19 protein-coding genes, 2 tRNA genes and 2 pseudogenes are annotated in these 18,755 nt (G+C 62.7%); 8 read left to right on the top strand and 15 right to left on the bottom strand.

Features of this window, described 5'->3' with window-relative positions; translation table 11 throughout:
• Positions 1 to 50 precede the first annotated feature (50 nt).
• The 3 genes from FCU66_RS00520 to FCU66_RS00510 all read left to right on the top strand — a co-directional run bounded on the left by FCU66_RS00520 (position 51) and on the right by FCU66_RS00510 (position 1,684).
• The gene (locus tag FCU66_RS00520) at positions 51 to 725 is read left to right on the top strand and encodes an RNA polymerase sigma factor (protein WP_136622719.1); all 675 of its coding nucleotides are present in this window, start codon (positions 51 to 53) and stop codon (positions 723 to 725) included.
• A 114-nt stretch (positions 726 to 839) separates the two neighbouring features.
• Positions 840 to 1,364 (top strand): DUF4142 domain-containing protein, encoded by a 525-nt coding sequence (locus FCU66_RS00515; protein ID WP_136622720.1) that lies wholly within the window; start codon positions 840 to 842, stop codon positions 1,362 to 1,364.
• Positions 1,365 to 1,375: 11 nt separating this feature from the next.
• Complete coding sequence (locus FCU66_RS00510) at positions 1,376 to 1,684, top strand: cupredoxin domain-containing protein (RefSeq protein WP_136622721.1); 309 nt, start codon at positions 1,376 to 1,378, stop codon at positions 1,682 to 1,684.
• A gap of 52 nt (positions 1,685 to 1,736) precedes the next feature.
• Here the strand turns inward: FCU66_RS00510 and FCU66_RS00505 are convergent, their stop codons facing one another.
• From FCU66_RS00505 to FCU66_RS00490, 4 genes are all read right to left on the bottom strand, one after another.
• A complete protein-coding gene (locus FCU66_RS00505) occupies positions 1,737 to 2,606 on the bottom strand; it encodes a LysR substrate-binding domain-containing protein (protein ID WP_181956517.1) in 870 nt (289 codons plus the stop codon).
• A gap of 84 nt (positions 2,607 to 2,690) precedes the next feature.
• Positions 2,691 to 3,809: a branched-chain amino acid ABC transporter substrate-binding protein gene (locus tag FCU66_RS00500; protein ID WP_136619961.1), complete on the bottom strand. Its 1,119-nt coding sequence runs from the start codon at positions 3,807 to 3,809 to the stop codon at positions 2,691 to 2,693.
• Between the two features lie 47 nt (positions 3,810 to 3,856).
• Positions 3,857 to 5,179, bottom strand: a complete 1,323-nt coding sequence (locus FCU66_RS00495) for a serine hydroxymethyltransferase (protein WP_136619962.1) — start codon at positions 5,177 to 5,179, stop codon at positions 3,857 to 3,859.
• Between the two features lie 132 nt (positions 5,180 to 5,311).
• A complete protein-coding gene (locus FCU66_RS00490) occupies positions 5,312 to 6,235 on the bottom strand; it encodes a crotonase/enoyl-CoA hydratase family protein (RefSeq protein WP_136619963.1) in 924 nt (307 codons plus the stop codon).
• Positions 6,236 to 6,319: 84 nt separating this feature from the next.
• Between FCU66_RS00490 and FCU66_RS00485 the strand changes: the two genes are divergently transcribed.
• Positions 6,320 to 6,907, top strand: a complete 588-nt coding sequence (locus tag FCU66_RS00485; RefSeq protein WP_136619964.1) for a TetR/AcrR family transcriptional regulator — start codon at positions 6,320 to 6,322, stop codon at positions 6,905 to 6,907.
• A 62-nt stretch (positions 6,908 to 6,969) separates the two neighbouring features.
• Here FCU66_RS00485 and FCU66_RS00480 read toward each other — a convergent pair whose 3' ends face one another.
• The 7 genes and pseudogenes from FCU66_RS00480 to FCU66_RS00450 form a co-directional block, all read right to left on the bottom strand.
• Positions 6,970 to 8,196 carry an anion transporter gene (locus FCU66_RS00480; protein WP_136619965.1) on the bottom strand — a complete coding sequence of 409 codons (1,227 nt, stop codon included), beginning with the start codon at positions 8,194 to 8,196 and terminating at the stop codon, positions 6,970 to 6,972.
• A 157-nt stretch (positions 8,197 to 8,353) separates the two neighbouring features.
• Positions 8,354 to 9,319, bottom strand: coding sequence for a glycosyltransferase family 4 protein (locus FCU66_RS00475; protein ID WP_136619966.1), 966 nt, complete (start codon positions 9,317 to 9,319; stop codon positions 8,354 to 8,356).
• Between the two features lie 36 nt (positions 9,320 to 9,355).
• Positions 9,356 to 9,649, bottom strand: a pseudogene (locus tag FCU66_RS41775) (CatB-related O-acetyltransferase); the annotation flags it as partial.
• A gap of 569 nt (positions 9,650 to 10,218) precedes the next feature.
• Complete coding sequence (locus FCU66_RS00465) at positions 10,219 to 10,992, bottom strand: GGDEF domain-containing protein (protein WP_136619968.1); 774 nt, start codon at positions 10,990 to 10,992, stop codon at positions 10,219 to 10,221.
• A 389-nt stretch (positions 10,993 to 11,381) separates the two neighbouring features.
• Positions 11,382 to 11,603, bottom strand: a complete 222-nt coding sequence (locus FCU66_RS00460) for a hypothetical protein (protein WP_136619969.1) — start codon at positions 11,601 to 11,603, stop codon at positions 11,382 to 11,384.
• A 254-nt stretch (positions 11,604 to 11,857) separates the two neighbouring features.
• Positions 11,858 to 11,934, bottom strand: a tRNA-Arg gene (locus tag FCU66_RS00455).
• A 47-nt stretch (positions 11,935 to 11,981) separates the two neighbouring features.
• A complete protein-coding gene (locus tag FCU66_RS00450) occupies positions 11,982 to 12,287 on the bottom strand; it encodes an ETC complex I subunit (RefSeq protein WP_136619970.1) in 306 nt (101 codons plus the stop codon).
• A gap of 124 nt (positions 12,288 to 12,411) precedes the next feature.
• On the opposite strand from FCU66_RS00450, the gene FCU66_RS00445 reads away from it, so the two are divergent.
• Positions 12,412 to 12,488: transfer RNA gene (locus FCU66_RS00445), tRNA-Pro, on the top strand.
• Positions 12,489 to 12,633: 145 nt separating this feature from the next.
• On the top strand, positions 12,634 to 12,915 hold the full coding sequence (locus FCU66_RS00440; protein ID WP_136619971.1) for a hypothetical protein: 282 nt from the start codon (positions 12,634 to 12,636) through the stop codon (positions 12,913 to 12,915).
• Positions 12,916 to 12,936: 21 nt separating this feature from the next.
• On the opposite strand, the gene hdaA is transcribed toward FCU66_RS00440, so the two are convergent.
• The 4 genes and pseudogenes from hdaA to FCU66_RS00420 form a co-directional block, all read right to left on the bottom strand.
• Positions 12,937 to 13,641: a DnaA regulatory inactivator HdaA gene (gene hdaA / locus FCU66_RS00435; protein ID WP_136619972.1), complete on the bottom strand. Its 705-nt coding sequence runs from the start codon at positions 13,639 to 13,641 to the stop codon at positions 12,937 to 12,939.
• 1 nt (position 13,642) lies between these two features.
• Entirely contained in the window at positions 13,643 to 14,845 is a 1,203-nt protein-coding gene (locus tag FCU66_RS00430; RefSeq protein WP_136619973.1) for an AI-2E family transporter, read from the bottom strand.
• Positions 14,817 to 15,375, bottom strand: a pseudogene (locus FCU66_RS00425) (CDP-alcohol phosphatidyltransferase family protein). The gene FCU66_RS00430 and the pseudogene FCU66_RS00425 overlap by 29 nt, the downstream one beginning before the upstream one ends.
• A gap of 226 nt (positions 15,376 to 15,601) precedes the next feature.
• Complete coding sequence (locus FCU66_RS00420) at positions 15,602 to 16,591, bottom strand: methyltransferase (RefSeq protein ID WP_136619974.1); 990 nt, start codon at positions 16,589 to 16,591, stop codon at positions 15,602 to 15,604.
• A 250-nt stretch (positions 16,592 to 16,841) separates the two neighbouring features.
• Between FCU66_RS00420 and purM the strand changes: the two genes are divergently transcribed.
• Complete coding sequence (gene purM, locus FCU66_RS00415) at positions 16,842 to 17,951, top strand: phosphoribosylformylglycinamidine cyclo-ligase (RefSeq protein WP_136619975.1); 1,110 nt, start codon at positions 16,842 to 16,844, stop codon at positions 17,949 to 17,951.
• Positions 17,948 to 18,661: a phosphoribosylglycinamide formyltransferase gene (gene purN, locus FCU66_RS00410; RefSeq protein ID WP_136619976.1), complete on the top strand. Its 714-nt coding sequence runs from the start codon at positions 17,948 to 17,950 to the stop codon at positions 18,659 to 18,661. The genes purM and purN overlap by 4 nt, the downstream gene beginning before the upstream one ends.
• Positions 18,662 to 18,755: the final 94 nt, after the last annotated feature.

Here is an 18,755-nt window from a genome sequence, read left to right as displayed (position 1 = left end):
AATCTTTCAATCGGGGTTCCGGTCCGGAGATTGGGTTGAGGAAACTGGCCATGCCTGCTGTGTTGACGGCCGTGCCTTCTGCTGCGTCAGACGACATGCAACTCGTGCGGCGGGCGCTGGCGCGTGACGGCGATGCGTTCCGCACCATCATCAAGACTTACAATCAGCGGCTCTACCGGATCGCGCGCGGCGTCGTGCGCAATGACAGCGAGGCCGAGGACATCGTCCAGGAGGCTTATGTCAAGGCCTTCGCCCATCTCGAGGCGTTTCGCGGCGACTCCTCGCTCGCCACATGGCTGTCGCGCATCGTCATCAACGAGGCGCTCGGCCGGCTGCGCAAAAGGCGCAGAACGGTGGCACTGCCGGAAAATCCGCAAGCCGAGATCATCCGGTTCCCTCTCAACCCCAGCGACGATCCGGAGCGGGCGATGGCGCAACGGCAGATCCTCCAGCTGGTCGAACGGGCCACCGATAGCCTTCCCGATGTCTACCGGACGGTGTTCGTGGCGCGGGTGATCGAGGGGCTGAGCATCGAAGAGACCGCCGATCTTCTCGGCGTGCGGCCGCAAACCGTCAAAACAAGGCTGCACCGCGCCCGCGCTTTGGTGCGCAAGGCGCTGGACGACCAGATAGGGCCGGTGCTGCTCGATGCCTTCCCCTTCGCCGGCCGACGTTGCGAAAGGCTGACCAGCGCCGTGATGCGGCGGCTCGGCCTGGAAAACTGACCTCACCGGATTCAGTTGATTTTGGCGGGAACGTTTGCCGCTGCCCCGCATCCAATGATCGTCAACCGAAAAACACTGTCCGGCGCGATTCCTGCGTCCGGCGAAGGAGATGCCATGTCTATCCGACACACTGCCGCGCTCGCCGCCCTGCTGCTGCTTGGCGCTGCCCCGTTCGCACAAGCCGCCGACAAGCCGACCGATCCGCAGATCGCCCACATCGCCTACACGGCCGGGGTCATCGATGTTGAAGCGGCGAAGCTGGCGATCGAGAAATCGAAGACCAAGGAGGTCCTGGATTTCGCCAAAGACATGGTGCGCGACCATGAAGCCGTGAATGTGCAAGCGCTCGACCTGGTGAAGAAACTCAAGGTCACGCCGGAAGACAACGCCACCAGCCAGGCGCTGAGCAAGGCGGCCGCCGAGGAGAGGGCCAAGCTCGCCAAGCTCGACGGTGCCGCCTTCGACAAGGCCTATGTCGACAACGAGGTCGCCTACCACAAGCAGGTCAACGGCGCGCTCGAAACGCTGCTCATTCCGTCGGCGCAGAATGCCGAGTTGAAGAGCCTGCTGGAAACCGGCCTGAAGATATTCCAGGGCCATGAGCAGCACGCCGAACATGTCGCCGGCATACTGAAGTAAGGACCGGGAGCATGCCGAAACGCCATCTTTGGATTGCCTTGACGCTGGCCGCCGGTCTCGTTCCGGCGCAAGCCGAGATCATCCAGGTCACCATCGACAGGCTGGTGTTCTCGCCAGCCACCGTCGAGGCGAAGGTCGGCGACACGATCGAGTGGGTGAACAAGGATGTGTTCGCCCACACGGCCACCGTGAAAGGTGGCTGGGAGGTGATGATTCCGCCGAAGAAATCCGCCAGCCTGACATTGAAGGCCGCGGGACCGGTCGACTATTTCTGCCGCTTCCACCCCAACATGAAAGGCCGTCTCGACGTGACGCCGTGATGGTTTGAAACCGGCGGCGAAGCGATCGCTTTGCCGCCGGTTGTTCCAAGCGTCAGTCCCGGCTCGCTCCGCCCTGTGCAAGCAGCCACTCGATCATCTGCGCGGCCTGGGCGGGCGGTCGGTCCGGCGCCAGGATTGAGAGGCTGAGGCCGGTCGGAACACGCTGCGGGAACGGCGCCACGAGCGAACCGGCGGCGAGAGCGCGCGCGACCAGAGCCTCATGCCCCATCAGAACGCCGGCGCCGTCGACGGCCGCCTGCAGCGCCATGCTGTAGAGCGAGAATTCGGAACCGGACTCGATCGACGGACCTTTCAGCCCGGCGGCCTCGAACCACAGGCTCCAGTCGCCGGTCCAGGTCGTGTCCCAAAGCAGAAGCTGCGATGACAGATCCGCCGGCGTTTTCAGCTGCCTGGCGAGCGCCGGCGCGCAGACCGGAAAGATCACGTCGTCGCAGAGCTTGAACGCGCGGCTGCCCCCTGGTGCGTGCCTGGTCAGGAAGATGGCGAGGTCAAAAGGTTCACGCCTGAAATCCGGCGGCTCCTCCAGCGCATGGATGGACGGGCGAAGGGCGGGAAGCGCAGCGCGAAGCGCCGGCAGACACGGAGCCAGCCACAGTTGGGCAATCGACGGCAGCGCGGCAATGCTCACCTGCGGCCTTGGCGCCCAGATGCGCAGTTCCTGGACGGCAAGGCCCATGGCGTCGAACGCTGTGGAGAAGGCCGGCAGCGCCGCGCGCCCAGCCTCGGTCAGATGCAGCCCCTGGGCATGGCGTACGAACAGCGACGAGCCCAGCCACGCCTCCAGCGCCTTGACCTGATGCGATACGGCCGCCGGGGTAACGCCAAGTTCATCGGCGGCCTTGGCAAAGCTCTCCTGGCGAGCGGCAGCTTCAAAGGCGCGCAAGGTGTTGAGAGGCGGCATTCGAGGTCGCGGCGGATTTACGGCCATCGTCCGACGTTTCCGGAGGGCGTCGGCGGTTGGTGACCGGCCGCCGACGCGGTGTTTCTACTTGAGGGCGACCGGGGTCAGCTTGCCGTCGACCTTCTGCCACTCAAATACGACGAAGCCGGGCTGCTTGATATCCCCCTTGTCGTCATAGGAGATCGAACCGAGCACCGTCGAAATACCGGCGCCGGAATGAAGATAATCGGAAACGGCCTTTGGATCGTCGGCCTTGGCTTTGGCAATTGCCTCGGCAAGAATCTGCGTTGCCGCGTAAGCGTAAAGGGTCACCGCTTCGGTGGGAACGTTTTTGGCCCTCAGATCGGCGACGGCATCCTTGGCTTCCGCAAACGTTGCCGGGTCGGGGAACGACGTCATCAGGGTTCCAACAGCACCATCGCCGCCGATGGCGCCGAATTCGCTGTTGGAGATGCCGTCACCGCCCATCAGGATCGTGGTGACGCCCTGATCGTGCATCTGACGCACAATCAGGCCAGCCTCCGTGTGCTGACCGCCATAGTAGACGAGGTCGGCGCCCGATTGCTTGATCCTTGTGACGAGAGGGCTGTAGTCCTTCTCGCCCGGGTTGACCTCCTCATGGAGAACCTCCTTGCCGCCGCCGGCGTTGTAGGCCTTGGCCATTTCGTCGGCGAGGCCTTTGCCCGCCGTCGACTTGTCGTCGACGATCGCTATCTTCTTATCCTTGAAACGGTCGAGAATGAATTTGGCGGCGATGGAGCCTTGCTGATCGTCGCGCCCGCACGCCCTGAAGGCGTTCCACAAGCCGCGCTCCGTCACCATCGGGTTGGTGGCAGTCGGCGTGACGAACAGAACGCCATTCTCGGCATAGACCTCGGAAGCGGGAATGGTGACGCCGGAATTATAGTGCCCGACAACGTAGTGAACGCCATCGGCGACGAATTTGTTGGCGACCGAAACGCCCTGCTTCGGGTCGGAGACATCGTCACCGATCGACACGGCAAGCCTTTGTCCGAGAACGCCGCCATTGGCGTTGATGCGTTCAACCGCGGTCTCGACACCGACGCGGTACTGTTCTCCATAGGCGGCGTTCGGCCCCGACATCGGGCCGGCGACGCCGAACACCATATCAGCCCTGGCCGCACCAACAGCCGCAGTCATAAGGGCAGCAGTCATCATCTGCACGATCATGCGCATTTTCATTCCCCTGTTTTTTAGAGAAAGGCGGGCTTTTCCCGCCGCTTCAGGCGTCAGTTCACAAAGTGAAGCTTGTTGAACCGGCGCCGGAATGCCGTGACATCTGCCGCGACTTGTTCGCTGGCGTCATTGCCGCGCAGTCCTCTGGCGATGAGAGCCGCGAGTTCCGGCATGTCGTCTTCGGTCATGCCCCAGCGGACGATCTCAGGCGTACCCAGGCGCAACCCGTTCATGTCGCCGTCGATAGCGTCTACGGGCAAGCCGATGCCGCAGGTCAGGATGTTGGCCAGCCGCAATTTCCTTGCCGCCGCCTGGCCGCCGCCAAACTCGGCTGCCTTGATGGCGAACTGATGCGATGTCGTGTAGCCCTTGCCGGTCGAAAAAACCGGCAGGCCGCGATCGGCAAGGCTTTCGGCCAACGCCTTTGCGGTCCGCGCCATCGTCGCGGCGTAGGCCTTGCCGTGGTCTTTCCAGTCCAGAAGCGTGATCGCCAAGGCAGCCGACTTGGCGGCATCGAAGTTGGCGGTCATGCCGGGAAATGCGATCCTGTCGAGTTTCTCGGCGATGCCGGCGTCGTTGGTGACGATCAGCCCGGACGCCGGACCGCCGAGACTTTTGTAGGTACTCATCGTCATCAGATGGGCACCATCCTGCAAAGGCTGTTGCCAAGCGTGCCCGGCAATCATGCCGCACAAATGGGCCGCATCGAAGAGAACCAGCGCACCGACCTCGTCGGCGATCTCCCGTATCTCACGAATGGGATGGGGCAGCAGGTTGAGGCTGCTACCGATCGTTATCATCTTCGGCCTTATTGATCTGGCCAGGTCGCGCAATTTGCCGACGTCAACGGTGTAGCCGTCGGCATCGACCGGAGCGGTATGGATATCGAGCCCGTAGAGCCCGGCGCAGCCGGCCATATGATGGGTTACATGGCCTCCGATCGCCGGCGATGGGACAATGATGCTGTCGCCCGGCCTGGCTGCAACCATGAACGCATAGAGATTGGCGATCGCGCCGGAAGGTACCCGGATCTCGGCATAGCTGGCGCCGAAAACGTCGGCCGCCAGCTCGGCCGCGATCACCTCGATCTGCTCGACACCCTCCAATCCCATCTCATATTTGTCGCCGGGGTAGCCAAGCGACGGGCGCGAGCCCAGGCCGGAAGCGAGTGCGGCTTCGGCCTTCGGGTTCATCACATTGGTCGCCGGGTTGAGGTTGATGCAGTCGGCCTCGTGGATCGAACGGTTCAGCTCGATGCCCCTGTTGACCGCAGCCATGACGGCATCGGTCTTCTGAGCGCTCGTCTTCTGCGCCAGCTGCTGGGCGAACTCGTCGCAATGCGATGGAACCCAGGGCCTGCGAGCGAGAGCGACCATCGATGCCTCCTTTGCCAACCGGCGGACAATACGGCTGTGAATGGAGCCTAAGGTGGAGCCGAAGGTCGCCGAGGCGCAAACGAGTAGTTCTAGCGCCTAGGCTTAGAAAAACTAGGTCTACTCATCTCGCCCCTATTTTGAGGGTCGCTTCCATCCAGACATCGAACGCCATGTACCGACGACGGCAGCGCCTTGATCCTGTTCCGCAAGCCGGTCCTGCTCCAGCGACGCTCGCCTGGCTTCATCCGGCCGGGTGATGTGCGTCCACGAGCCGTCATAGCGGGGCTCACGGCGCGCCAGCCAGGCATCGAGTCCTTCGCGCAGGTCGGCTGTCGAGGCCATACGGGCGAACTGCTCGGCCTCGACCAGCAGGCCTTCGGCGATGCTCTGGTTGAGGCCGCGCGCCACCGCCGTGAGGATGCTGGCGACCGCCAGATCGGAGTGCCGCAGGATACGCCTGGCCAGGCCGATTGCGGCCGGCATCAAATCGCCATGCGGCACCACCTGGTTGACGAGGCCAAGTTCAAGGGCGCGCTGCGGCGGAAACCAGTCGCCGGTCAAGAGCAGTTCGAGCGCCCGCTTGCGCCCTGCCAGCCTGGGAAAACGCTGCGTTCCGCCAAAGGTCGGCGGCATCGCAAGGTTGATTTCCGGCTTGGCGAACAGTGCGCGTTCGCTGGCAATGGCCAGCGGCACGGCCTCGGTGATTTCGCAGCCGCCACCAAAGGCAATGCCGTTGACGGCGGCGATGATGGGTTTGCGGAAGGCCTCCAGCCTTGCCGTCAGCCGCTGCCCGCGCATGACGAAGTCCCGCATCGCGACATCGACGCCAAGCGCCACACTGGCCGCGAACTCGGGGATGTCGCCACCGGCCGAAAATGCCCGCTCCCCTGCTCCGGTAAGAATGACCGCCCGAACGCCGTCATCGACTTCGATATCATCGAGGATCGCAAGCAGGCGATCGATCAGGGCATAGTTCAGCGCGTTGAGTTTCTCCGGCCGGTTGAGGGTGAGGATGGTTACCCCGTCACGTGTCTCGCCTAGGACAAGATCGGTCATTTGGCTTCCTTTCCAGCATGCGTTGACCGGAAAGGATCAGGTTTTCGATTGCTTGTATATTCACTAGGCGGTATACTTGGCGCCATGCCTGAAGCATCCAGCCCCACCCGCAAACGCATCGTCGACGCCGCGACGAAGCTCTTCTATGCCGAAGGGATTGGCCGCGTCAGCGTCGATGCCATCGCCGAAAAAGCCGGGCTGACCAAGCGGACGCTGTACTATCACTTCAAGAGCAAGGACGATCTGATCGCTGCCTATCTCGATGCCCGCGATCAGCCCAATCTGAAGCAGATGGCCGGCTGGTTCGATGCCGCTGAAGGTGGTGCCGACCGCAAGGTCGAAGCGATTTTCACCAATCTGGCGCGTGTCGCGCGCCATCCCAAATGGAAAGGATGCGGGTTTCTGCGCACGGCCGCGGAGCTTGCCTCGATGCCTGGACACCCGGCAGTCAAGGCCGGATCGCGGCACAAGACAAATTTCGAAAAATGGCTCGCCGCCGAACTGTCGGCCCGCGGCGTCACCGCGCCGCATATGCTGGCGCGCGAGATCGTTCTGCTCATGGACGGCGCCTTCTCGAGCATGCTGATCCACCACAACCCCGATTATATCGGGGCGGCAGGGCACGCCGCCGCGACGCTTGTGCGGGCGCGGACCTCAAGCCATCAGGTCTAAAGGTCTTTGGTTTTTATGCATGTCGTTGCCCCAAAACCGGGGCCACTTTTGGGTGACATGCGTTAGAACCCAAACGCCAGCCATGCCGTGCCGGCCGCCAGCGTTATCAGCGTCAGCGGCAAGCCGACCTTGAAGAAGGCGCCGAATGACAGTGGCGTGCCGGCGGCCCGTGCCTGTTCGGCAACGATCAGGTTGGCGACCGAACCCAGCAGCGTGAAATTGCCGGCCAGCGTCGAGCTCATGGCGACGGCCAGCCAGGCGCGCTCGGGGTTTTCAAGGCCGGGTATGAAGGGCCGCAGCGCCAGTACGGCCGGGACATTGCTCATGATGTTGGAGAGCACCGCGGTGAAGCCGGACAGCCGCCAGACATCGTCCAGCCCGAGGTTCTTTGCCGAGGCGATCATGTCGGGCGTGAGAAGCGTCTTTTCGGCGCCGGCGACGACCACGAACAGACCGGCGAACATGAACAGCAGCGGACCGTCGATCTCGCGGTAGATGCGTTCCGGCTTGATGGCGCGGGTGAGCAAGAGGATGGCGCCGCCGATGAGCGCGGCCTTGGCGACGGGCACGCCGGCGAAGAAGGCGATTGCCAGTCCGATGCAAACCACCACCGCCTTCAGCACCTGCCCCTTGTGCATGCGGCCACGCGAGACCTCGGGCGTCAGTTGGACCGTGCGGGCGAATTCAGCCCGGTAGACGACGCGGATGATGACAACGACCGCGACGAGGCCGAACAGAGCGACCGGAGCGAGCGCTGCCGAAAAGGCCGGATAGGAAATGCCCGACAGCGCGCCGATGACCATGTTTTGCGGATTGCCGGTGATGGTGGCGACGCTGCCGCAATTCGACGCGGTGGCGGTGGCGATCAGGTAGGGGATCGGGTTGCGCTTGATGATGCGGGTGACGTGGACGACGATCGGCGCCATGACAAGGCAGATGGCGTCGTTGACCAGGAAGGCCGACAGCACGCCGGTCAGCAGCGTCACCATCACCAGAAGCATGAAGGGCGCGTGCGCGTGCTCGATGGCGATGGCGCCAAGGCCGCGAAAGGCGCCTGACACTTTCAGATGCGCCACCACGATCATCATGCCGAGCAGAAGCGTGATGGTGTCGAAATTGATCGCCCGGTAGGCGTCCTCCATGCTGAGCGCGCCGATGGCGATCATCGCGGCGCCGCCTAGCAGTGCGATCCCTGCCCGGTCGAGGCGCAGGCCGGGGATGCGGCCGATGGCGACACCGGCGTAGGTCAGGACCAGGATCAGCAGTGCCGCCGCGCCCATCAATGTCATGCGAAGAAGTCCTGCTCAATCTGTGGCGCGCCGCTGCCTGTCCGCCCCGATGGTTCGTTTGCATGCCGGCTTTAGCGCGATGTCGAGATCGATGACAAACACAGCGGGCACGTTGTTGCACCGAGGGCATCCGCGAAGGCCAGCGGATGACGTGCCGCTAACTCAGATAGAAATCCAGCCGTTGTCGCAGTGCCTGCGAGGAGAACAGCTGCTCAACGGTCCGACGCGCCTCGCGACCCACTGTTGCCCGCAACTCCGGATCGGCTTTGAGATCGGCCAGGATCCGCGCCGCTTGTTGTGTCGTCTCGAACAGAAAACCGTTTTCGCCATGCCGGATATGGTCGGCATAGCCTCCATGCGAATGACAGACAACAGGCAAACCACAGGCCATCGCTTCGAACACCACGCGGCCGAACGTCTCCACCACATGCGAACCGGTGCGATAATAGAACACGTCGAGCATTCGCAGGAACTCTTCAGCCGCAAACCGGCCTTGCGGAATGAGTTCGAGCTGCGAATGCGGCCTGAGCCTGTCCTTGAGCGGCATCCCGCCCTGAATCCGCACCGCGGTGCCATCCGCCAGCAATGCCTCATAGAGCGGCGCATCGTCGGCATGATGCTTGTCCGGCCTGTCGCCGCTCAGCCGGCCCACCGTGAACGGACCATCCGGCCTGGTCAGCCGTGGTGAAAAACGTCCGATCTCGATCGGCGACGGATGCACTACACCGTCGATTTGCAGCATGCGCCGTTGAAAGTCGGAAATCAGCACCAGTTCGGCGGCGGGCCAGCCCAGCATACGTGGCATGCGCGTCGTCAGCGCGACGACTTTCGGATGAAACGTGTTGAAGACATAGATCAGCCGGCGCGGTCGTGGGGTCAGATAGGGCCACACCTTGTTGCGCCAATGCGCGCCAAGGAAGACGTAGGTGCCGCCGTCCGGCACGTTCCTCTTCAGCGGCGAGATGCGGCGAATTGGAGAGTGTCGCATCAGCTCGCCGGACACCCTGGAGGAGGTTGCCCAGAGACGTACCTCCGCGTCTGCGCTCAACAGCCGGTATAGTTCCAGGGCTTCGAGGTCACTGCCGCCAAAGGGGGTCTGAAAGCCATTGAAAAGATGGATCATAGTCCTAACCCGCATCGACGCATGACGTGCCTTTGCTCATAGCTCGGCAAAGTGCTTATCGATAAACGGTTCGATTGGTCCGGTTAGCGAGCCAGCCTCTCTCTTGATCTTTTCATCATCCCAATCCCACCAACGGATTGCCAGCAATTTTGCGATGGTCTCCGCCGGGAAGCGATACCGGATAAGCCTGGCTGGGACGCCGCCGACCACCGCATAGGGTTGGACATCCCGCGTGACAACGGCCCCGGTACCAATGATTGCGCCGTGGCCAACACTCACGCCCGGCATGATGGTTGCCCCGCGCCCGATCCAGACATCGTTCCCAATATCGACGCCAAGTGGCTTGCCACCATTTTCTTCAGGATTGGCAGTTTTTATCAAGATCCAATGGATTGGGAAGCTCGTAGCTGAACTGGTAGGGTGGTGCCCTGTGGGCATAAAGCAGACCTCGCCAGCGATCGAGCAAAATGCGCCGACCCTCACGGGCGCAACCTCAGACGCGGAAGAAACGCTCTTCTTGGTCACCCCGTAGGTATGGCGCCCAATAGTGACGCCGGGAGGGAGTCTATGCCGATGGCGAAAGGCCGTCGTTCCTCGCAGCCATCCAGTCAATCTAGACATTTCAAAAACCTATCAGCGCCGCGATGAAGGGCGCTTCCTCATATCGGCGCGTCTCATGGAATTTTCCCAAAAGTATAGGATGCCAGATATTCCATGTCCGAACAACCAATTGCCATTTCCGACAACCTCAAAGCGCCTTGCAAGCCGAATTAAAGCCGAGCGCCGCTGGGGAGAACGCGTCGATCTGTTCGCAGGATAAGCCGAGCACGGCGAAGCCAGATCGAACGAATGAGCCTGTTTTCGAAGGCGATCTGGACTTGCGACGGCCGTCTTTGCCGTCAATGCATGGTGGCTACGCCGGACAGAGCCGCCGGATCGAAGCTGACTTGATCGCGTCCGTTCGACTTGGCCGTGTAAAGCCGTCTGTCGGCGGCGGAGAAGATTTCCTCGTAGGTGGTCGGGCCGGTGAAGCTCGTGCCGCCGATGCTGACGGAAAGCGGGCAAGGTCTGCCGCCGGGCGAAAAGTCCATCTCCCTGATACGCCGGCGGATGCTTTCGGCAACCACCCAGGATTGCGAAGGATCCACACCGGGAAGAAACACGCCGAATTCTTCGCCGCCGATGCGGCCGACAAGATCGCCGCCACGCAGTTGCCCTTTGATCGCCTGCGCTATCAGCTTGAGCGCCTGATCGCCGCAGTCATGGCCCAGGCGGTCGTTGATCGACTTGAAATGGTCGGCGTCGATGATCAGCAGCGCCCCCGAACGGGTCTGCTCCTGCTTGCGGGTCTGCTCGAGATAGGCCTCGACCAGCATCGAGAAGGCACCACGGTTCAGCACCGCGGTCAGGCTGTCGGTCGCGGCAATGACGCTGAGGTCGCGCTGCGCGATGGCCAGCTGGCGAATCTTCCACATGAGGAAAAACAGAAACGTGCCGCCCAGCACCAAAGGCAGCATCAGGTCGGTCATCTGCGCCCGCCACACCGCCTCGGGCGAAAGATAGGGGAAGTTGAAGGAATCGACGAAGAACGCCACGGCAATGAAGAATGCCGTACCGACTATGGTGACAGCGATCACCCTGCCCCAGCTCGTCGGCGACAGATCGAGCTTCATCGCGTTCAACTCCGTTAGCCGTCGCTACTGTGACGTACCAACGCAAACAAATTGATAAGACTTTCCCTCCAATTCGATACCGGGCGGCAGAGAGCAATTCCAGGAAGGTGTGAACCGGTTTTCCCAGGGAAAGCGTTATGCGCTTTCCCTGGGCAATTGCGTCAAAACAACGAGATAGCGCGGAGTGCAGGCACCGGAGGTCAGTGGCTTTGCGGCACGGTCGCTTCACCGGCAACCGCCGTTGGTCGCCCGCGACAGATGCTTGTGTTTGCGCGCGCGGACGCCGCAGGACGGCCGCCGAAAAAAGCGGCCATCCTGATTCCCGGCTTGAAGGCTTGGACCCAAGCTGCTGGCAGAGCAAGCGGTGCTCGAAGCCAGACTGCACGCGGTCAGTTGAGCGTTGGTTCACCCAGCGCATCGACGACAAAGGAGGCCGCGATCAGGTCGTCGGCATCAAGGCGCAGGGAGCCTTCGCTGCCTCCCATGATGGAAGCCACTTTCTGAAAGGTCTTCATTTCGTATTCCGTGATCCGGGCGTCCTGCATCCTGACCTTGAGATCGGCGATGCGCCGATCCAGGGCCGAGGATATTCCTATTTCTCGGTTCGACATTGCAACACTCCTCCCCACCCGTGTTTGCCTCCCACCGATCCGCATTTTTGTATGAGGCTTTGCGAATACAGGCGCCGAAACGCGCCGTGCGCGGGAAAGGTTCCGAAAGGCCGAGTCACGAAATAATACGAGGAACGTGGTCGCGGCCAACCACCAAGGCACCGCCATGGGTCGCGCGCCCATTCAACGAATGGCAAAGCCAAAGCGCCGATTTTTTCTCAAACCCATGTGTCCAGAATGGACCCTGGAATTGTTGGCGATCCCGACAGGATTCGAACCTGTGACCATCGGCTTAGAAGGCCGGTGCTCTATCCAGCTGAGCTACGGGACCGCTGGCCGGCCGTTGGGCCGGCTGGATATTTTGGCGCTGGCCGCCGTTCAATGCGTCCAGGGCGTCCTGCGGTCATAGCGGAAATTCTCCGCATAGGAAATCTGGCGACGCTTGGTCTCTTTCGGCTCTTCGACGCGAAAGGCGAGCCCTTCCTTTTCGGCATAGGCCACCGCCTCTTCGCGCGTATCGAAGGTGAGCCTGATCTGGCTTCTCATGTCGCCCGACGTGGTGTAGCCCATCAGCGGGTCGATCTTCTTGCGCGTCTCGGGGTCGAATTCCAGCACCCAGTGGCCGGTCTTGGCCTTGCCGGACTGCATCGCGGTTTTGGCTGGGCTGAAAATGCGCGCGGACATGGCCACCTCGTTATTGTGCAAGGCAGCATCGCCACCCTTCGCCCGTCATTACTGCGCAATGCGCACGGCGGCAAGGTTTTTGCACTTGCCATGCAGCACCGAAATGAATAGGCAACAGACCGTTCGGAGTGTAGCGCAGCCTGGTAGCGCATCTGGTTTGGGACCAGAGGGTCGGGAGTTCGAATCTCTCCACTCCGACCATCCTCTCCCGGAAACACGGTATCGACAGCCATTGGCACGGTCGCGTGGTCATCTTGCGCCGCTTCCGCTCCAGCCCGCCGTCACCATTTCAAGCTCGCTTCCGTCGCCATTGCCGGCTTAAACTTCGGCAAACTGGGGATTTCAGATGCTTGGGATCGATGCTTGGGTGTCGCTGTTCGGACCGGCCTACTTTGCCTATGCCGGCATAGCGGTTCCCTTCATGGTGACGTGGGCGATTGCCTGCGCCGCGCTGGCGATGTGGAACAACCGGGAAAGCCGCAGACAGGTCAGGCAGGGCCCAGGCGCCATCGTCTCCCGCTCCTGGCCTGCCAGTATCGGGATGTTTGTGCTGGTCGCCGCCGGCTATATCGCCGCCCACTCAGCCGTCTACCTGGTGGTCCGCCATTTTGCCAGAATGTGGCTGTGACATTAGCCTCTCAGGACCAGCCTAAATCTCGAACTCGCCCTGCCCTTCATCCATGGCATTGACAGTTTCGGCGGCAAGCGTGCGCGTGATCGGCGTCTTGCGCTCGAGCGCGGTGCGATCCAGCCTCTCCACCACGCGCATCGCCGTGGCCAGTGAGCGCTCGATGCGGCGCACGAGATACTGCACGACATGCGGCTCGACCTCGACCTGTCGGTCGGCGAACAGCTTGGTGATGACGCCGGCGAGCAGGAGATCGTCGGGCTCATGGATCTCGACTGTCGCCGCCGCTTTCAGCCGTGAAGCGAGATCAGGCAGCCTGACGCCCCAGGCCGATGGGAAGCGGCGCGCCGTCAGGAGCAGTGTCGAGCCTGCACCCCGCACCGCATTGATCAGATGGAACAGGCCGTGTTCATCAACCGCCCCGGCATCGATATCGTCGATCAGTGCCGGCCGGTCGCCGAGATTGGCGATGCTGTCGCCAATGCGCCTGGCGTCGACCGCCACCGCGCTGGCGCGCGCGCGCCATATGGAGGCCAAATGTGTCTTGCCGGAGCCGGCGGGACCGGCCAGCACCACCACCGGCGAAGGCCAGTCAGGCCAGCGGTCGACCAGGGCCACCGCCTGGCTGTTTGTGCTGGAGACGACGAGGTCGTCGCGCGAATAGCCGGTGCCATGGCCGAGATCGAGCGGCAACTGGCGCGGCGGGTCGGTTGGCTGGGCAGTCACTTCAGCGACGCGGTTGCGTGCGGTGGCCGCCGCCGCGATCGGCCGGAAGCTGCGGCACAGGTGCCGCGCCACGGCCCTTGTAGAGCGGCGATTCGAGATAGCGGGCGATTGCAAACCGCACCAGCACGGCAACGGCAGCCGAAGCCGGCACCGCGATCAACAAGCCGACGAAGCCGAACAGGGCGCCGAAGGCAAACAGCGAAAACATCAGCCATACCGGGTGCAGGCCGACGCTTTTGCCGACCAGCCGCGGTTGCAGGATGTTGCCCTCGATGAACTGGCCGATGAAGAACACGACCGCGACGGCGACGATCATGGTCCAGTCCGGCCAGAACTGGACGAAGGCGACGCCGACGGCCAGCACCAGCCCGGTCAGCGAGCCGACATAGGGAATGAAGGAGATCAGCCCTGCGAACAGGCCGATGAGGATGCCGAAATTCAGCCCGGTCAGCGTCAGCCCGGTGGCATAAATTGCGCCCAGCACCAGGCACAGCGTGCCCTGGCCGCGCACGAAGCCGGCGGTGGCGGTGTTGATGTCCTTGGCGATGCCGCGCACCGTCGCGACGTTGTCGCGCGGCACCCAGCTGTCGATGACCGCCACCATGCGGTCCCAGTCGAGCAGCATGTAGAAGGCGACCACCGGCGTCACCACGAACAGGCTGACCACCGAGACCAGCGCCACGCCGGAGCTCCACAGCGAGGTGAAGACGGTCGTGATGAGGCCGAAGCCGGACGACAACACCGAGCTCAAGCCGTCGCGCAGCCCATTGGCGTTGACGCCGAATTTCTGCTCCAGCCATTTCGGATCGAAGGAGGTGAGCAGGCCTTGCAGCTTGGTCAGATATTCCGGCAACTTGGCTGCGAAATCCGCCATCTGCGTGGCCAGCACCGGAATGAGGATGACGAAGGCCAGCACCAGCACGACGAGAAAGGTGATGAGGATGACCACCGTCGCCATGATGCGCGACAGGCCGAGCCGCTCCAGCCGGTCGGCGACCGGATCGAGGAAATAGGCAAGCACCATGCCGGCAACGAAGGGCAGCAGGATGTCACTGAAAACATAGAGGAAAAGCGCAAGCAAGGCAGCGCCGGCCAGCCAGAAGAATATCTGCCGGCGAAAGGTTGCGGACGCGACGATGTCAGCGGCCGCAGTTTCTATGACCGCCGCCTCGTTGTCAGGTGTCCGGAGTGGAGCCTTCGCCATAGCCGCTCATGTGCCTCAGCCAAGCCACGAGATAGGCCGCGGCCGAAGCCACGGTCAAGACCCCGGACAGCAATATGAGGGCTGGCCTCAGCGGGTCGAGGTGAACGACAAGGGCGAGTTCGCCCAGCACAACCGCGGCCAGCACGATCTGGATGGCGGTGTTGGCCTTCGACACGAACAGCGGTTTCATCTCGACCGGATGGGCCATGACGGTGGACAACACAACAGCGCAGACGATCAGCGCATCGCGCGACACCATGGTGACGACCAGCCACAGCGGCAATTGCCCGATGAAGCCCATGACCACGAACACCGAAACCAGCAGCAGCTTGTCGGCCATCGGGTCGAGATAGGCGCCGAGCCTGGACTGCAGGTTGAAGCGGCGGGCGACGAACCCGTCGACGCCATCCGAGATACCGGCGATGAGGAAGCCGGCAAAGGCCCAGTCCCAGCGCGCCTGCAGCATCGCCAGCACCACTGCCGGAACCAGGACAAGGCGCAGGGATGGTGATCAGGTTGGGGATGGTCAACGCGTGCCTGTCGGGTTTGCTTGCCGATAGATGATGGAGACGGAGGAGGATCGCAAGGGAGAAGCGCCAGACATGGCAAAGGTCTGTGTGAACCACCCCTATGCCTGCCGGCCATCTCGACAGTCTTCCATTCTCGCGTATGCGATGTCCCTAACCTTCACGAAAAAGGTGCGGTCGCTGGACAGCGAGGTATCGCGACCTGGGCTCGCGGCGACAACTTCTTTGGTCAGACCGCAGACGCCTCAAGGATGGAAATGGGTCCTTGGGTCTGAATCACGCGTTCAAGGCGTAGCCCGGCGACGTCGAACAAGCTTGCATATTGGACCCGCGTTCTTTCCAGGCCGCCGGTGACGGCGAGCATGACCACGTCGATCCCCTTGATCTGGTTCGGTTCGTCACCTGGCGGCACGAGCGTCTCGGCCACAAGCACCTTCCCGTTCGGCAGCATTGCCTTGCGGCAATTTCGCAGAATCTCCGCGGCACGCCCATCATCCCAATCGTGAACGACCTTCTTGATGACGTAGACGTCACCGGCGGGAACACTTTCAAAGAAATTACCGGCGACAAATTCGGTGCGCGGCAGGTCGCCTCCGGCACCCTGGCGTGCTGCCGCGACGCCCGAAGGCAGATCGAAAAGCACGCCGTCCAAGTGAGGGTTGCGAGCCAGGATCGCCGAGAGAAGCTGGCCATGTCCGCCGCCGACGTCGACGACCCGCGTGAACGGCTTGAAATCATAAGCTTCGGCAACGGCCTCGTTACTGCCTTGGCTCAAGGCGACCATGGCACGCTGAAACAAGGCAGCCTGCTCCGGATGTTCCGACAGCCAGTCAAACCTTGGGCTCCCGAACACCTTGTCGAAGGCCGGCTTTCCGGTGCGGACAGAATGCAAGAGCTGCTCGAAGGCAAGATAGGCCTCGCTGTTGATCATACGGACGAAGTCACGGGGACCCGGCCGATCGGAGCGCAGCACCGCACCAACCTCCGTCAACTCGAAATGACGGGGCAGCACTTCCCTAAACACCCCTTCAGGCGCGAGAAGTCGCATTACACGATAAAGCGAGTCAGCATCCGATTGAGTGGCAGCCGCCAGGTCATCTACCGACCGCTCGCTGGCAGCCAGGAGATCGGGGATGCCGAGTTCGATAATGACGCGCAGCGCTTGTGACACGGCGAATCCGAATCCCAGCCTCATGATCTGTTGCGAAGGATTGAGCATGGCTTGTCCCCCGATGCCTGATGCATGGCAAACAGAGCACCAACAGCAACTACATACAAGGATGCAAAGGGATGAGGCGAAAATGGAGACGCGAGGTTTGCCTCCTATAAGAAACGAGGGCAGAGGAGGTTTTACACAAGGGGCGCCATCGCCTGGCTTTTATCTGGGGCAAAAGCCAACCATTCTGTCGTCATCCTTGCGAGGCGCAGCCGTTCATGCGAAGAGCCCGCAAACGAGCAGGAAAATTGCGATGAGCAAGCGCGACACAAGCCAGCCCAAAACGGGCCAGCCCAAAACCGGCAAGCGCAAGAACGGGCTCACCTATGCCGAGGCCGGCGTCGATATCGATGCGGGCAATCTCATGGTCGAGAAGATCAAGCCGCTGGTGCGCGCGACGCGCCGGCCGGGCGCCGACGGCGAAATCGGCGGCTTCGGCGGCCTGTTCGACCTCAAGGCCGCCGGCTTCACCGATCCGGTGCTGGTGGCGGCCAATGACGGCGTCGGCACCAAGCTGAAGATCGCCATCGATGCCGGCAAGCACGACACGATCGGCATCGATCTCGTCGCCATGTGCGTCAACGACATCGTCGTGCAGGGCGCCGAACCGCTGTTCTTCCTCGACTATTTCGCCACCGGCAAGCTCGATCCCGACCAGGGTGCCGCGATCGTCGGCGGCATTGCCGAGGGCTGCCGCCAGGCCGGCTGCGCGCTGATCGGCGGCGAGACGGCCGAGATGCCCGGCATGTATCACGGCAACGACTACGACCTTGCCGGCTTTGCCGTGGGTGCTGCCGAACGCGGCCAGCTCTTGCCCACCGACGATATCGTCGAAGGTGACGTGCTGCTGGGCTTGGCTTCTTCGGGCCTGCATTCGAACGGATATTCGCTGGTGCGCCGCATCGTCGCCGTCAGCGGCCTGGCCTGGAGCGACCCGGCGCCGTTCAACGACGAGGCGACGCTCGCCGAAGCGCTGCTCGAGCCGACCCGCATCTACGTCAAGTCGATCCTCAAGGCGATCCGCAACACGCATGGCATCAAGGCGCTCGCCCACATCACCGGCGGCGGCTTCCCGGAGAACATTCCGCGCGTGCTGCCCAAGGATTTTTCGGCCGAACTCGACCTCGGGGCGATCGACGTCCCTCCCGTGTTCTCGTGGCTGGCCAAGACCGGTGGCGTGGCGCCGGAAGAGATGATGCGCACCTTCAATTGCGGCATCGGCATGATTTTGGCGGTCGCGTCCGGCCAGGCAGCGCAGGTCGCCGCGGTCCTGCAGGAGGCCGGCGAGACGGTGACGCCGATCGGCCGCATCGTGCCGCGCCGCGATGCCGGCGTCATCTATCGGGGCTCGATCGGCCTATGAGCGTGCAGAGGAAACGCACCGTCGTGCTGATCTCGGGGCGCGGCTCCAACATGACCGCGCTGATCGCGGCGGCCAGCGACCCGGCCTTTCCGGCCGAGATCGTCGGCGTCATTTCCGACAAGGCTGACGCAGCCGGCCTAGGCATCGCCAGGGCGCGCGGCATCGCCACACAGGTCATCTCCCGTGCCGACCATGGCAGCAAGCAGGCGCATGACGCCGCGATCGACGCAGCGCTCGCGGCATTCAATGCCGAGATCGTGGCGCTGGCCGGCTACATGCGCATCCTCACCCCCGGTCTCGTCCAGAAATGGCAGGGCCGCATGATCAACATCCACCCTGCCCTGCTGCCGGCTTTCAAGGGGCTCGACACCCATGCGCGCGCACTGGCCGCCGGCATGCGCATCCATGGCTGCACCGTGCATTTCGTCACCTCCGAGATGGATGATGGCCCGATCATCGCCCAGGCGGCCGTGCCGGTGATGGTCGGCGACACTGCGGATACATTGGCGGCCCGCGTGCTGAAGACCGAACACCGGCTCTATCCGCTGGCGCTGGGGCTGGTCGCCGAAGGCAAGGCGCGCATGGAGGCCGGCCGCACCGTGCTTGCCCACTTTGCCGACGATGCCGACAACAGCACCTCGGTGGTGATGGCCCCCGACCCGCTGCGTGAGGAAGCCGACCTCGAGCACCTGGCGCGCATCACGCCGTGAGAGGCCTGGATTGGGGATGACAGCATGGTGCTTAGCTTGGATCCGCCAAATCAGACTTCACGCCAGACCGAAACAGACCGGCTGAGCAGAGCTT

The organism is Mesorhizobium norvegicum (assembly GCF_004919685.1).
GTDB lineage: Bacteria > Pseudomonadota > Alphaproteobacteria > Rhizobiales > Rhizobiaceae > Mesorhizobium > Mesorhizobium norvegicum.
Note: the sequence above shows the minus strand (reverse complement) of the source record. Positions and strands in the feature narration are given on the sequence as shown.